This is a genomic window from Confluentibacter flavum (genome assembly GCF_002843175.1).
Classification (GTDB): domain Bacteria; phylum Bacteroidota; class Bacteroidia; order Flavobacteriales; family Flavobacteriaceae; genus Confluentibacter; species Confluentibacter flavum.
In genome coordinates this window covers 147,709-163,250 of sequence record NZ_PJEO01000051.1, presented here as the reverse complement: position 1 = coordinate 163,250, position 15,542 = coordinate 147,709, and the positions used below count along the sequence as shown (strand labels likewise).

The window sequence follows — 15,542 nt, the reverse complement described above, 5'->3', positions numbered from 1 at the left end:
TAGAGAGTTTGCTATTTTTGACGTCATGCAAACCGAAATAAACAAAGCACTACAAATCTTAAAACAAGGAGGTCTTATCCTCTACCCAACCGATACCGTTTGGGGCATTGGCTGCGATGCTACCAACCCAGAAGCTGTGAAAAAAGTATTTGAATTAAAACAACGGGAAGACAGCAAAGCACTTATTTGCTTGGTTGCGGATGACAGAATGCTAAATAAATATGTAAAAAAAGTACCTGAGGTTGCTTTTAATATTTTGGATGTAGCGGATAATCCCATCACTATTATTTACGACGATGCACAAAATTTAGCTGAGAATTTAATAGCTGAAGACCATACCATTGCCATAAGAATTCCAAATGATGATTTTTGTTTTCAATTATTACGAAGATTTAACGGTGCAATTGTATCTACCTCAGCAAATACAAGCGGCCAACCAACCCCAAAATCGTTTAAAGAAATATCTCCAGAGGTTTTAAAAGGTGTGGACTATGTTGTAAATTTGCATCGCGAAAAAATTTGCAGCAAACCATCGTCTATTATTAAATTAGGAAATGATGGAAAAGTACAAGTGATACGAAAATAAAATAACCGCAAATTCGCAAATTATTTTTGCTTTAAATGGAAGACGATTATATATTCAAAAAAGAAAACTATAAAATAGTTGGTATTCTTTTTGAAGTTCATAAAAATCTCGGAAAAGGTTTCTCTGAAATCGTATATAAAGATGCTTTAGAGTATGAATTCCATAAAAATAATATTCCATTTGAACGTGAGAAAGAGTTTAAAGTAAAATACAAAGATACTTTTCTAAAACACAAGTTTTATGCTGACTTTGTTGTGTTTAACAGTATTATATTAAAAATAAAAACAGTGGAGTGCTTTAGTGCAAGTCATTATAATCAATGTTTTAATTATTTAAAAACATCAGGTTATAAACTAGCAATTTTAGCCAATTTTAACTTAATTTCCTTGGAGTACAAACGCATAATAGATTCAAAGAAAAAATAATTTGCGAATTTGCGGTAATAACATGAATTACAAAGAAGCATTAAACCATCCAATATTTGATATTATATCACAATCTGCTAAAGAGCTAGAGCTTGATGCTTATGTGATAGGTGGTTTTGTGCGCGATTTTATTTTAAGTAGAGGCGATGCAAAAGATATAGATATTGTCACCATTGGTGATGGTATAAAACTCGCAAAACAAGTTGCTAAAAATCTTCCTAAAAAAACAAGAGTGCAGGTTTTTAAAACGTATGGAACCGCTATGCTACATTTCGATGGCATTGACATTGAATTTGTGGGTGCCCGTAAAGAATCTTATAATGAAAGTAGTAGGAATCCGGACGTTGAAAGTGGCACTTTGGAAGACGACCAAAACAGACGTGATTTTACCATCAATGCATTTGCTTTGGATTTATCTGAGAATAATTTTGGTAACTTATTAGATCCCTTTAACGGATTAGACGATTTAAAAAAACAAATTATTCGTACACCTTTAAATCCAGATATTACTTATAGTGACGACCCACTTCGTATGATGCGCGCAATTCGCTTTGCAACACAACTTAATTTTAAAATTGAAGAAAAGTCGTTATACGCCATTTCAAAAAATAAGGATAGAATTAAAATCATTACCAACGAACGCATCGCTGTTGAACTCAATAAAATTCTGGAAAGTAATACGCCTTCCGTTGGTTTTCTATTATTGGAACAAACGGGATTATTGGACTATATATTGCCAGAATTAACAGCCTTAAAAGGCATTGACGAAGTTGAAGGCCAACGACATAAAGACAATTTTTACCATACCCTTGAAGTCGTTGATAATATTGCTTTACATACAGACAACCTTTGGTTACGATGGGCTGCTTTATTACACGATATTGGCAAAGCACCCACGAAAAAGTTTAATAAAAAAATTGGATGGACTTTTCACGGACATGAATTTACGGGCTCAAAAATGGTATTTCATTTGTTCAAAAGATTAAAAATGCCATTGAATGATAAAATGAAATTTGTTCAAAAAATGGTATTAATGAGTTCGCGACCCATCGTTTTGGCAAATGAAGAGGTAACAGACTCAGCCGTTCGCAGATTGGTTTTTGATGCTGGGGATCATGTAGATGATTTAATGGTGCTTTGTGAAGCAGATATCACAACTAAAAACCCTAAAAAATTCAATAAATACCATCAAAATTTCAAGATTGTCCGTGAAAAAATTATAGAAGTTGAAGAACGGGATCATGTTCGTAATTTCCAACCACCTATTTCTGGAGAAGAAATTATGGAAACATTTAATATAAAACCTTCAAAAGAAATTGGTTTGATTAAAGATGTTATAAAAGAAGCTATTTTAGAAGGTGAGATTCCAAACGAGCATGAAGCAGCTTATCAATTGATGTTAAAAGAAGGTCTAAGATTGGGCTTGAAAGTTGCAAAGTGACTTAAAAGACGCAAAGCTTCAAAGTGACAAAGATGCAAAGTAGTGACAGAGTCGCAAAGATGCAAAGTGGCAAAGATACGGAGTAGCTAGTCAACCAGAAAAACTCAGAAGCTTTGTAACTTAGAAAACTCTTAAACTCTGAAACTAAAATAAAAACCCATGAAAAGTGAGAATACATATAGAAAATTACTTATTTGGCAAAAATCAGTGGCTTTGGTCACAGATATTTATAAAGAAGTTAAAACATTTGCTTCTGACGAGTTATATTCTTTAACATCACAAATAAAAAGGTCGGCTACATCTATACCAAGTAATATAGCCGAAGGTTACGGAAGAGAAGGGTTAAAAGATTATTTAAGATTTTTAAATATTGCTTTAAGTTCTCTATTCGAACTACAAACGCAAATTGAAATAGCTTATAATTTAAAGTTTTTGAAAGAAGAAAATTTCAATAAACTTTATGAAAACACAAGAGAAATTGAACGAATGTTAACCAGTTTCATTAAAAAAATCAAAGCATAAAAAACTTTGAAACTCTGGAACTTTGATGCTTTGCATCTTTGATACTTTGAAACTCAGAAACTTTGCTGCTTATAAAGTGGTAAAGCGACAAAGTAGCAAAGTGGAAAAGCGAAAAGTAACTAATTAAAAACTCTGAAACTTTGCTACTTTGCATCTTTGATACTCTGAAACTCTGAAACTCTGAAACTTTGAAAAACAAAAAAGACAACAAAAAAGTAATTTACTGGTTATTAACCGGTTGTATCTTAATATTTATTATGGTTATTGTGGGTGGTATTACCAGACTAACACATTCTGGTTTATCAATTTCCAATTACAAACTCATTTCGGGTACGCTACCTCCAATGAATGAGGCCGAATGGCATGATGCTTTTGAGTTATATAAACAATATCCAGAATATCAGAAACTTAACAATCATTTTTCATTAGAGGATTTTAAGGATATTTACTTTTGGGAATGGTTTCACCGCCTTATTGGCAGGTTTATTGGGATTGTTTTCTTAATTCCTTTTTTGTATTTTTTAATCACAAAACAGCTTACCAAACCAACTATAAAAAAATCCATCATCCTGTTGTGCTTAGGTGCGTTTCAAGGTTTTTTGGGTTGGTACATGGTAAAAAGCGGCTTGGTTGATAATCCAGATGTGAGTCATTACAGATTAGCTGCCCATTTAACCACAGCCTTTATAACATTTGCGTACACCTTTTGGGTCGCATTGGATTTAATGTTTCCTTCAAAAAAAGACATCAACACCTCTTTTAGAAATTTAATACGTTGGGGACTAGCTCTTTTAATACTTCAAATTATTTATGGAGCTTTTGTAGCAGGTTTAGATGCCGGTTTTATACACAACCATTGGCCCATGATGAGCGAAGGTAAATTTATGCACGAAACGGTTTATATAGAGCAAAGTCCGCTATACAAAAACTTCATTGAAGGTAAAAGCGGCGTTCAATTTGTTCACAGAGTATTAGCCTATTTTGTCGTGCTTTTTATAGCTGTTATTTGGTATAATTCTAGAAAACTAACGCTAACGAAATACCAATCTTTAGGAATAAATAACTTGTTAATTCTAGTAAGCCTTCAATTTTTATTAGGCGTTTTAACCATTCTTTTACATGTACCAGTTTGGTTGGGAGTTGTTCACCAAGTTGGCGCTTTTTTTCTGTTAAGTGCTATGACATTTACACTGCACAGATTTAGCAAGTAATATAAAAAACATACATTTGCAAAATAATTTTTTACAATGATTTACAGATTTAGAGTCATTCTTGACAATGATACGGACGATGATGTGTTTCGTGATTTAGAAATCCATGAAACCGACTCCCTCGAAGATTTACACAATATTATTACTCAATCTTTTGGGTTTGATGGCACCGAAATGGCATCATTTTATATAAGTAACGACACTTGGGAACAAGGTGAAGAAATCTCTTTATTTGATTTAAGTGACGATAATTCCGCACGATTAATGAGCGAAACCCATATTAATGATGTGGTTCATGAAATTCAGCCAAAACTAATTTATGTGTACGATTTCTTTAGCATGTGGACATTTTTTGTGGAACTAGCTGAAATTGTAGAAGAATCTGAAGGTATAACGTACCCTAATCTGATGTTTGTAAAAGGCCAAGTGCCAGATGATGCGCCCCAAAAATTATTTGAAGCTGATGATTTTGATGACGCTTTTGACGAATTTGAAGATGATTTAGATATAGACGATTACGAAAATCTTGATTTTGATGAAAACTGGAATTAAATTTTCAGGTTGTCAAAATCCTTTTGGATTGACATTTTCGTAATTGTGGGTTAAAAAATCCAACGCATTTTTAAGAATTTGTCCCATAGAGTTGCAGTGCATAAACTTCTCATCTTGAGTATATTCATAGATTTTTCCTTTTAGTAAATTTATGTTTTCAGGCTTAGAAATCACATCTTCTGCCATACATTCTATCAGTTTGTCTATTCTTCCATGAAAACTTTTTAAACGTTTTACCAAAATAGAACGTTCTTCAATTTTGTATTGATCTATAGAAAGTTTCTCAAAACACTCTTGAACCAATTCTACCATTTTAAAGTTTTCCTTAAAAAATTGAGGCCTATAAATATTAAACTTTCCCTCGTAAGATTGCTGATCAAAATCAATGGCTCTTAATTTATAAACCACGTGATCAAAATCATGGGTAGGCACTATCACATAATTATACGAACGCATATCGCCCAAAAGCCGTATCATACAACGTTCGTTAAACTTAACAAACTCTTTGGCAATTTGGGATTTTTCGCTTTTGGTACAATGCGGCAACATATCCTTTATAAACACATCACCAGGAATACCGGCTATATGTTCTTCTATCAATGTGGCATTACTTACCAAAAAATTAAGATTGTAAGGTGATAACATATGTTCAAGCTCTAAACCATAAATACGGGAAGCATCAGCAGTTTTCACATAAAAATAGGTGAAATTGTCATTTAGAATATTCCTGATTTTTATTCTGAACGGATTGGAATTTCCAAACGTACAATAATCAATAGCATCCACATTTAAAAAAGGAATGGTGTTTTCATTGCCATCGGAATGTAAAATGGTGTATACTTTTTTTAGTGATAAATCAATTTCTTTTCTATCAAACTCATTATAAAAAACACGAACCCATAAGGTGTCATTGTCTTCATTATCGTAAACCGCTACCGAACCCTGAAATCTCCTAAGGTCATCATAAAAAATAGGCATTTTTATGTTCCTATTATACTCTGAAAGATACTTGTGTAATTTAGAGTTTATAGGATATGAAGGTTTTTTCTTTGAAATCTTTAAGTCTTCCATACATATTAAATTACTCAAATTTAATGCTTTTTAAAATACCCTTGTAACAAATTATACTAACTATCGTCATACTTTTGTAACTAACCTAGCTGCATCCTGATAGCTATCTGGATTAATCAGTTTAAAAATAATGTATTTTGGATTCTATACTAACCATTAGCAATCTCACTAAAAAATTTGGCTATTTAACAGCCGTCAAAGACTTATCCTTCACCATAAACAAAGGCAATGTGTATGGTATTTTAGGGCCAAACGGCAGTGGAAAATCAACAACACTAGGCATTGTTTTAAACGTTGTGAATAAAACATCAGGCGATTTTAAATGGTTTGATGGTAACACGACCACACATGATGCTTTGAAAAAAGTTGGTGCTATTATAGAACGTCCTAATTTTTATCCCTATATGACCGCTACCCAGAATTTAAAATTGGTATGCAAGATTAAAGGCGTAGCTATTAGTAAAATAGAAGAAAAACTAGACATTGTTGGACTTTTAGAACGAAAAGATAGTAAGTTCAGCACCTATTCCTTAGGTATGAAACAGCGTTTAGCCATCGCCTCTGCCCTCTTAAACGATCCTGAAATTTTAATACTTGATGAACCCACTAACGGATTAGACCCTCAAGGCATCCATCAAATTAGGGAGATCATAAAACAAATTGCTAGCCAAGGAACGACCATATTATTAGCATCTCACCTACTTGATGAAGTTGAAAAAGTGTGTTCTCATGTGGTGGTATTGCGAAAAGGTGTTAACCTCTACTCTGGTAGAGTGGAAGACATGATATCCAGTCATGGTTTTTTTGAACTAAAATGCAATCATATTGAAGGCTTAGTAAAAGTGCTTGAGAATCATCCCTCATTTGGAACTATAAAGGTTAAAGAACAACTAGTTACCGCTTTTTTGAATGAACCATTGAAATCTGAAACATTAAACAAATTGCTTTTTGAAAAAGGGATTGTTTTAACACATCTTGTTCAGCGTAAAGAAAGTTTAGAAGAGCAATTTTTAACATTAACCAACAACAAATAGCATGTACAGATTACTGAATATAGAATTACATAAACTTAAACATAGTCGGTCTAGTAAAATTTTAATCATTACCTATTTCGTTTTATTGACCTCTATTGCGCTTGTCGCTGCCATCAAGTTTGATATCGGCCCCATAAAATTTCATTTGGCAGAAATGGGGATATTTAATTTTCCGTATGTATGGCATTTTAATAGCTACATTTCTGCTATTTTCAAGTTATTTCTTGCCATAGTTATCGTGTCTATGATGTCAAATGAGTATAGTAACAAAACCATAAAACAAAACTTGATAGATGGATTAAGTAAAAAGGAATTTATTTTATCTAAATTTTATACCGTTATCTTATTATCAGTAGTTTCTACCTTATTTCTATTTGTAGTGTCCTTGATTTTGGGATTGATTTTTTCTAGTTATACAGAATTCAGTATCATCTTCTCTGACTTGGAATATCTTTTAGCCTTTTTTATAAAACTAGTTGGTTTTTTCTCATTCTGTTTATTTTTAGGCATTCTGGTTAAACGATCTGCTTTTGCACTCGGATTTCTTTTTGTCTGGCAATTTATTGAAGGTATTATGTTTGGTATATTAAGATGGAAAACAAATCCAGACATTGCTAGCGACATCATGCGCTTTTTTCCTCTTAATGCGATGTCAAACCTTATAAAAGAACCTTTTACCCGCTTAAGTGCCGTACAATCGGTGGCCAATCAAATTGGCGAAAAATTTAATTTTGATTACGCCATACATTGGTATGAAATTGCTATTGTGATGGGTTGGACTGCCCTATTTATATTTTTATCGTATTTATTATTGAAAAAGAGGGATTTATAATATCTTTAAAGGCATTTGCCAACTAAAGATGAAATACTTAATATCCATTATATTCTTTTTTTCAAGCCTTAATTTATTTGCTCAAAGTGAAGCCGCCAATTGGTATTTTGGTTTTGGTGCGGGCATAAAATTCAATCAAGCCAACGGCACGATTACATCTTTAAATGATGGGATACTGACTACTTATGAAGGTTGTACTTCTATATCCGATGATACTGGTAATTTATTATTTTACACAGACGGAACAACTATTTGGAATAAAAATCATGGTGCCATGGCTGGAGGTTTATTAGGAGATAGTTCTAGCACACAGTCTGCCATTATAGTTCCGAAACCAGATGACCCCAATATTTATTACGTATTTACTGTTGGTTCTCAATTTAATAATACGGGCTTGCACTATTCTGTTGTTGACATCACCTTAAATAATGGTCTGGGAGCTGTTACCGGTTATAACACAAGATTGTTAAACGTTAGCTCAGAAAAAATAACAGCCGTTTTAAAAGACTGCATTTCTAAATCCATGTGGGTGGTTTCATTTGCTTCAGAAGATGGAAATAATGAAACTTACAATACATTTCATGCTTTTGAAGTAAGTAATAGCGGCGTTAATGGCAATTCTGTAAAATCCACCTTTCCCATTAGTATAATGGATCCAAGAGGTTATTTAAAATTATCACCTGACGGAACAAAAATGGCTTGTGCAAACTTCACCGCTAGTAATGAACCGCAACATTCACAAGAAAAATTATTTCTATATGATTTTGATACTGCTACAGGCATAATAAGCAATCCTAACAGACTTACTATTAATGGTCCAAACAATAATCCTTACGGTTTGGAATTTTCACCCAATAGCCAATTATTATATGTGCATTCATCCAATGCTTTTCAGTCAAATAGCTTTGATTTAGATGATGACCCTACAAACCATCGCTCTACTTTAACTCAATTTGATCTTACACAGACCAACATTCAGGCCTCGCAAGTGTCTATTGATGACCGGCAGCTTTTTAGAGGCGGTTTACAATTAGGCCCAGATGGTAAAATATACCGAGCTTTATCGGCAACTTATCAAGTAGGTTTACCTTATTTAGGTGTTATTAATAACCCAAATAACGTTGGCACTGCCAGTAATTATCAGCACAACGCCATAAATCTGTCTCCAAACCAATCTTCTCAAGGGCTTCCTCCCTTTATTCAGTCCTTATTCAATATACAAATTGATATTATCCAAAATGGAAAAAGTGACATCAGTTTAGCGCTTTGCGATGGTGATTCATACCAACTCACTTCTGAAAATATATTAGGTGCCACCTACACTTGGACAAAAGATAATATAGCATTACCTAACAATACGTTTGATTTAACGGTGACGTCCAGTGGACATTACAAAGTATTAATAAACCCTAATAATGGGGATTGCGAAATTGAAGGACAAGCTCATGTGCTTTTTAACCCAAACCCAACCATTGAAAATAAAACATTAATTCAATGTGATGAAGACGGTGTAAAAGATGGTATAACCACATTTAACTTAAATGAAGCTTATAATGAGCCATATCCCGGAGCAACTTTAGTGTACGATTTTTTTACTGATATGGCTGGAACTAATGAAATTAATGGCGATTCTTATAATAACACCAGTAACCCTCAAACTGTTTATGTTAGAGCAACAAATGTGGATACCGACTGTTTCTCTTTTTCGGAATTAACTTTAGCTGTCAGTTTAACAGATGTTAACGATACCGTTTTACCTCCAGTATGCGATGACGATGGTATTGAAGATGGGTTACATGTTTTTAATTTGAATGATGCCACTGCCGAAATATTGGATGGAATTCCAATCATAGATCTAGAGGTATCTTACTATGAAACTTACGAAGATGCGCTTTTAGAAGTTAAAAAATTAGGAGGAAACTATATAAATACACAACCATATTTCCAAACCATTTTTGCAAGAGTCGAAAATTCAAATGCTTGTTATGGCATAAGTGAGGTTGGGTTAATCGTAAATAAATTACCCAATATACAGCTTACTGGTGTTGATTATTACTGTTTAAACAAATCACCAGAATACATCACCCTTGATGCTGGACTTATAAATGATAGTCCAAATAATTATACCTATTTATGGTCCAATGGAGACACAAATTACCAAACCCAAGTGAATGCCGTTGGAGATTATACCGTAACCGTTACCAGTAAAATTAATGGATGTAGCAAGACAAGGACAATTATTGTGGAATCTTCAAATATCGCCACAGTTAAGGACATTAAAGTAGAGGACGTCACTGAGAATAATACCATTACCGTTTTGGTAACTGGTGAAGGCATTTACAATTATTCTTTGTACGATTCTGAAAATAATATATACAAACCTTACCAAGGCAGTAATGTTTTCGATAACATATATCCTGGTATATATAATGTTAATGTAAAAGATACAGAAAATGATTGTGGCGTGGTTAATAGTCAGGTTTCCGTCATTGGTTATCCAAAATTTTTCACTCCAAATAACGATGGTGTTAATGATAGTTGGCAAATTAAAGGTATATCAGACATGTTTCAACCAAATACCAATATTACTATTTATGATCGATTTGGAAAATTAATTAAACAATTGGATCCGTTGGGAGATGGCTGGGATGGCAGATTTAATGGAGAAAGACTACCTTCAGATGATTATTGGTTTTCTGTAAAACTTCAAGATGGGCGTATATTTAAAAATCATTTTTCATTGAAATATTGATTTCAATGACCTCTTAAAACATAAAAAAAGTGTTTTTCATCGTTTTTTTTTGCATTTCATCTAAAATATATTTAATTTTCCCGTTTTATATTGCTATCAATATTGTTTTACCCAAATAAACCTAAATGACTAGAAACCTATATTTTTATTTTACTGTATTATTTTGTAGTGTTTCTATTTCATTTGCACAAAAAATAACAGTAAATAATCCTGGCAGCCTAGAAGATTTAATACTAAATAATCTTATAAATGGTTGTGTTGAAGTTTCTAACATTACATCGTCCGTTAATGGAGATAGCAACGGGATTCTAAGTTATGGTGAATTTAACCGAGCGAATTCTAACTTCCCTTTTGAAAATGGCATCATGTTATCTACTGGCAATGCATTATCTGCCGGAAATTCTTCAATAACAACAACACTTAGTGAAGGCTCAGTGGCATGGGGCTCAGACCCTGATTTAGAAGCTGCTTTAGGCGTTAACAATACACTCAATGCGACGTCCATAGAGTTTGATATTATATCTACATCAAACCAACTTCAGTTTAATTATTTGTTGGCATCCGAAGAATACGAGGGCGTAAATTCCTGCCAATTTTCTGATGGGTTTGCCTTTTTAATAAGACCAACTGCAAGTGCAGCGCCATATGAAAATATAGCCTTGATTCCAAATACAACTATCCCCGTAAATACGGGAACCATTCACCCCCAACTTGGGCCAAATTGTCCTGCTGTTAACGAACAATATTTTGATGGGTATAATATAGGGGATACTAATTATGAGGGAAGAACAACTGTATTAACGGCATCGACAACCATCATTCCTTATGTACAATACCATATAAAATTAGTAATTGCTGATCAATCTGATCAAACTTTTGATTCAGCCGTATTTATTGAAGGGGACAGTTTTAATATATTAGATCTTGGTGAAGACATTGCAACCTGTTCCAGTTCCGTTGTTTTAGACGCTGATATCCAAAATCCATCTGCTACTTACAGATGGTTTTTAGACAATATTGAGATTGGTGGGGAAACCAATAGTACATTAAATGCTATTCAAAGTGGTACTTACAGAGCGGAAGTTTCAGTACCCTTGGGGGCTAATACGTGTGTAGAGGAAGATGAAATCGGGGTCGTTCTAAATACAGAAGAAAATATTAATCCAATATCCCCATTACAATTGTGTGACGACTTAAGTGGAGATGGTATTGAAACTTTTAACCTTTCCAATAAGGATACGGACATTGCAAATAATAATTTACCATTTACAAACTATACTTTCACATATCATTTATCTGATTCTGACGCTAGGAATAATTTGAATAGTATCAATTCACCAATTCAAAATACCTCAAACCCGCAAACCATATATGTTCGTATTGAAGAGTCTGGCACAGGCTGTTTGGGTTTCACTACATTTAACCTCATAGTAAATCCTGTTCCCAACATTACCGATCCATCACCTCTTGATGCTTGCGATGGTGATTCTACTCCAGATGGTTTCACTATCATTGATTTAACTGAAAAAGATGACGAGATTACGGGAGGACAAAGTAATCTAGTAGTAACATATCATTATAACGCTTTAGATGCCAATAGCGGTAACAACGCTATTACAACGTATACCAATAGTAACACACCATCAGATATGGTTTACGTTAGAGTTTATAACATACAAACTGGCTGTTACGATACAACAACTTTGGATATTAATATAAATGTCAGCCCCATTGTAAACACAGAGACTCAGTTAATGGATGCCTGTGATTCTGATTTAGATGGCTTTGACACATTCGATTTAACAGAGGTTTTAGGAGATGTCTTAGGAGGTCTGAATGGTGTAACCACGTCTTTTCATGAAACTTTTAATGATGCTGAATCTGGCACAAATCCCATTGCTAATCCTTCAAATTATGCGAATATACAGCCTAATGTACAAACGGTATATGTGAGAGTTGAAGACAATACTACGGGTTGTTCTACAATAGTACCCATAGAAATTCACACAAATTTATTGCTTACAGGAACTGCAATAGAGAATTATGCACTTTGTGATGCTGAGGGCAGTGGTGGATCCATCGCTTTTGATTTAAATATCGTTGAGGATTACATAGCAAATGATATCCCTAATGTTTCTGTGACATTTTATGACACTGAAGCTGATAGGGATAATGATATTAACCCCATTCCAAAAAACGTATCCTATCCCGTTAGCAATACAAGTCCAAAAACAGTATATATAAGAATAAGCAACGGTATTTGTGATGAGGTTTCGGAAATTAGGTTAATAGTCAACCCAATTCTGTTATTTAACCCTGCTGCACCATTAACTTATTGTGACAATGATGATGATGTTACGGATGGTACCATTAGTGTAGACCTATCTTTTTTTGATGATATTGTAACCAATGGTAACACCGATTTCACACCTAGTTATTTCCCATCCCAAACAGATGCTGAAAACAATTTTAACCAACTCCCACCCTTTTATACAGTTTCAGGAACAGAGACTATTTATGTTAGAATTGAAAATATAGATACCGGATGCTCAACAGTATCAAATTTCGATATCCAGATTATTCAAGCCCCAGATACTGAAACGCTCGATCCTATAATTATTTGTGATACGGACCAAGATGGATTTTCTATAATAGATCTCAATGCTATTTCTAATGATGCCGTGTCCGATCCAACCTTATTCAATATAAATTTCTTTACATCTCTTGATGATGCAGAAGCAAACACCAATACGATTCCCATTGCTGATAGAGCTTCATACAATACTATGACACAAACCATTTATGTAAGAGTAGAAAATGCTGAATGCTATAAAATTGTACCACTTGAGATCATTATTAATACGTTGCCTATTATTCCCGATATAGAAATAATGCAAATTTGTGAAGATGATAATGATGGTATTGAAACTTTTTTGTTTTCGGATAAGGATGATGAGATTTTGAATGGCCAATTAAACAAAGTCGTTTATTACTTTGAAAATCAAACAGATGCTGAAAATGGAATTACCGCAAATGCTATCGATAAAAATGCCCCATACACTAATACCTCAAGTACGCAACCTATCTATGTTCGTGTGGAAAATATAACAGATCCTAATTGCTTTGCTACAGATTCATTTACCATTAGGGTTTCTTCTAACCCTGTTTATAATACTGCCTTTGAAAATTATTTTCTATGTGATGATGAAAGTAATGATGAAAGACATGTATTTGATTTGAGTGAAAAAATTGCAGAGATTCGGCAAGGCTCTCCAAACCCAAATAACCTAGATGTTACGTTTCATCTAACTTTTAATGAAGCTCAAGTTGGGTCTAATCCGTTACCGTTACAATATACGAATGCTACAAATCCACAAAATTTGTTTATTAGAATACAAGGTACGGATACCCAATGTGTCGTAATAGATGACTTATCAATTAATATTATCCCTTTACCAAACCTAACGGAAGCCAATCCACTTGTCGTATGCGACACCGATTTGAATCGTTTTGATGGAGTGACAGCATTTAACCTTGATAATGCCGATTACCAAAATTTAGACAGGATTCAAACAGGTATTGAGGTACATTACTTTGAAAATTTTGATGATATCAATCAAGATGATGCTTTAGATAATAGTTTGTCAATCAACAATCCAACAAACTATATTTCAAATACTAAAACGGTTTATATTAAAGTAACCAATACCATTACCGAATGTTTTTCGGTAATCCCTTTAGAACTTGTGGTTGAATCTCCACCGGCTTTCAATACAATAGGAACCATTGAAATTTGCGATAACGACACCGATACTTTTGATTTATTACAAGTAAACGGCATGCTTCTGAATAATCTCAGTTCGGTAAATATTTCGTATCATAATTCACCCGCTGATGCTGATAATAACGCTGCCCCCATCGGAAATACATTCAATTACACATCAACAAACCATACTATTTACGTCAGGCTTACAAATATAAATTCCAGTTGTTATATTACAACATCTTTCAACTTGCAAATCAACCCAAACCCTATTGCCAATACACCACTGGATTTAACAGAATGTGATGATGATTATGATGGCATTTTTGAATTTGATTTATCACAAAACAATGATGATGTATTAGGGGGGCAAAATCCAACAATATATTCAGTAACTTATTACACCGATTTAACAAATGCCGAAGCAGGAACAAATGCTGTGAATAATTCACACCCAGCAGCTAATGGTGATATGATATACGCAAGGTTGGAAAATAACAACACTACATGTTATGATATTGCACAATTTACCGTTTTTGTAAATCCGTTACCTGTCATACCTGTAAATGATGTTATTCCTTTATGTGTAAATGATTTACCACTAATTATAGATGCAGAGACAGGAAACCCTAATGATACCTATTTATGGTCCACTGGAGAAACCACACCCCAAATAGAATTAGGCCTTGGAGACGCTGGTGATGATTATTGGGTAACCGTAACAAGACCTTATACCAATGCACCGACTTGTGAATTTACCAAGCCATTTTCAGTTATTGAATCCGCAATAGCCGATATAAACTTTACAGCTACTGTTGATTTTGCAGATCCCAATAGCATTACGGTAGATGTCTCAGGAATTGGAGATTATGTCTACATTTTAGATAATGGCGAACCACAAGAATCCAATGTATTTGATAATGTAACCCTGGGTACGCATACGGTAACGGTAAGGGATTTAAATGGCTGCACGGATGTTTCCCAAGAAGTGACCGTTTTTGATATCCCTAAATTTGTAACCCCTAATAACGATGGTTATTTTGATAGATGGCATGTTGTTGATTTTACACAATTACCTGGCACTGTTGTTTATATTCATGATAGATATGGCAAACTTCTAAAAACCTTGCCCCATACATCCCAGGGCTGGGATGGTACGTACAATGGTTACAATATGCCTGCAGATGATTATTGGTTTGTTGCCAACATTGTTCAACAAGGCAATGCATTTACCATAAAAGGACACTTTGCTTTAAAACGATAGCTCTCTAACAAATTATTTAAATTTTTTTTTTGCAAAAACCTAAAAAACAACACTTTACATAATTATTATTCGTACATTAGTGTAACCTT

11 protein-coding genes are annotated in these 15,542 nt (G+C 33.8%); 10 read left to right on the top strand and 1 reads right to left on the bottom strand.

Annotated features, from left to right (window positions below; translation table 11 throughout):
• The first annotated feature begins 25 nt into the window (after positions 1-25).
• The 6 genes from CSW08_RS14430 (at position 26) to CSW08_RS14410 (ending at position 4,737) form a co-directional block, all read left to right on the top strand.
• The gene (locus tag CSW08_RS14430; RefSeq protein WP_106660575.1) at positions 26-586 is read left to right on the top strand and encodes an L-threonylcarbamoyladenylate synthase; all 561 of its coding nucleotides are present in this window, start codon (positions 26-28) and stop codon (positions 584-586) included.
• A 35-nt stretch (positions 587-621) separates the two neighbouring features.
• Entirely contained in the window at positions 622-1,011 is a 390-nt protein-coding gene (locus CSW08_RS14425) for a GxxExxY protein (protein WP_106660574.1), read from the top strand.
• A 22-nt stretch (positions 1,012-1,033) separates the two neighbouring features.
• Positions 1,034-2,452: a CCA tRNA nucleotidyltransferase gene (locus CSW08_RS14420; protein ID WP_106660573.1), complete on the top strand. Its 1,419-nt coding sequence runs from the start codon at positions 1,034-1,036 to the stop codon at positions 2,450-2,452.
• Between the two features lie 159 nt (positions 2,453-2,611).
• Positions 2,612-2,974 carry a four helix bundle protein gene (locus CSW08_RS18300; protein ID WP_203226906.1) on the top strand — a complete coding sequence of 121 codons (363 nt, stop codon included), beginning with the start codon at positions 2,612-2,614 and terminating at the stop codon, positions 2,972-2,974.
• Positions 2,975-3,162: 188 nt separating this feature from the next.
• Positions 3,163-4,185 (top strand): COX15/CtaA family protein, encoded by a 1,023-nt coding sequence (locus CSW08_RS14415; protein WP_106660572.1) that lies wholly within the window; start codon positions 3,163-3,165, stop codon positions 4,183-4,185.
• A gap of 36 nt (positions 4,186-4,221) precedes the next feature.
• Positions 4,222-4,737: an IS1096 element passenger TnpR family protein gene (locus tag CSW08_RS14410; RefSeq protein WP_106660571.1), complete on the top strand. Its 516-nt coding sequence runs from the start codon at positions 4,222-4,224 to the stop codon at positions 4,735-4,737.
• A 12-nt stretch (positions 4,738-4,749) separates the two neighbouring features.
• Here the strand turns inward: CSW08_RS14410 and CSW08_RS14405 are convergent, their stop codons facing one another.
• Positions 4,750-5,808, bottom strand: a complete 1,059-nt coding sequence (locus CSW08_RS14405) for a hypothetical protein (protein WP_106660570.1) — start codon at positions 5,806-5,808, stop codon at positions 4,750-4,752.
• Positions 5,809-5,945: 137 nt separating this feature from the next.
• Between CSW08_RS14405 and CSW08_RS14400 the strand changes: the two genes are divergently transcribed.
• The 4 genes from CSW08_RS14400 to CSW08_RS14385 all read left to right on the top strand — a co-directional run bounded on the left by CSW08_RS14400 (position 5,946) and on the right by CSW08_RS14385 (position 15,453).
• A complete protein-coding gene (locus CSW08_RS14400; protein WP_106660569.1) occupies positions 5,946-6,842 on the top strand; it encodes an ABC transporter ATP-binding protein in 897 nt (298 codons plus the stop codon).
• A gap of 1 nt (position 6,843) precedes the next feature.
• Positions 6,844-7,674, top strand: a complete 831-nt coding sequence (locus tag CSW08_RS14395; protein ID WP_106660568.1) for an ABC transporter permease — start codon at positions 6,844-6,846, stop codon at positions 7,672-7,674.
• A 28-nt stretch (positions 7,675-7,702) separates the two neighbouring features.
• Entirely contained in the window at positions 7,703-10,426 is a 2,724-nt protein-coding gene (locus CSW08_RS14390; protein WP_106660567.1) for a T9SS type B sorting domain-containing protein, read from the top strand.
• Between the two features lie 125 nt (positions 10,427-10,551).
• Positions 10,552-15,453, top strand: a complete 4,902-nt coding sequence (locus tag CSW08_RS14385) for a T9SS type B sorting domain-containing protein (protein WP_106660566.1) — start codon at positions 10,552-10,554, stop codon at positions 15,451-15,453.
• Positions 15,454-15,542: the final 89 nt, after the last annotated feature.

What these genes read in the sequence shown, in the direction of transcription:
- CSW08_RS14430 (WP_106660575.1), top strand. Translation starts at nt 26, where the DNA reads ATGCAAACCGAAATAAACAAAGCACTACAAATCTTAAAACAAGGAGGT.
- CSW08_RS14425 (WP_106660574.1), top strand. Translation starts at nt 622, where the DNA reads ATGGAAGACGATTATATATTCAAAAAAGAAAACTATAAAATAGTTGGT.
- CSW08_RS14420 (WP_106660573.1), top strand. Translation starts at nt 1,034, where the DNA reads ATGAATTACAAAGAAGCATTAAACCATCCAATATTTGATATTATATCA.
- CSW08_RS18300 (WP_203226906.1), top strand. Translation starts at nt 2,612, where the DNA reads ATGAAAAGTGAGAATACATATAGAAAATTACTTATTTGGCAAAAATCA.
- CSW08_RS14410 (WP_106660571.1), top strand. Translation starts at nt 4,222, where the DNA reads ATGATTTACAGATTTAGAGTCATTCTTGACAATGATACGGACGATGAT.
- CSW08_RS14405 (WP_106660570.1), bottom strand. Translation starts at nt 5,808, where the DNA reads ATGGAAGACTTAAAGATTTCAAAGAAAAAACCTTCATATCCTATAAAC.
- CSW08_RS14395 (WP_106660568.1), top strand. Translation starts at nt 6,844, where the DNA reads ATGTACAGATTACTGAATATAGAATTACATAAACTTAAACATAGTCGG.
- CSW08_RS14390 (WP_106660567.1), top strand. Translation starts at nt 7,703, where the DNA reads ATGAAATACTTAATATCCATTATATTCTTTTTTTCAAGCCTTAATTTA.
- CSW08_RS14385 (WP_106660566.1), top strand. Translation starts at nt 10,552, where the DNA reads ATGACTAGAAACCTATATTTTTATTTTACTGTATTATTTTGTAGTGTT.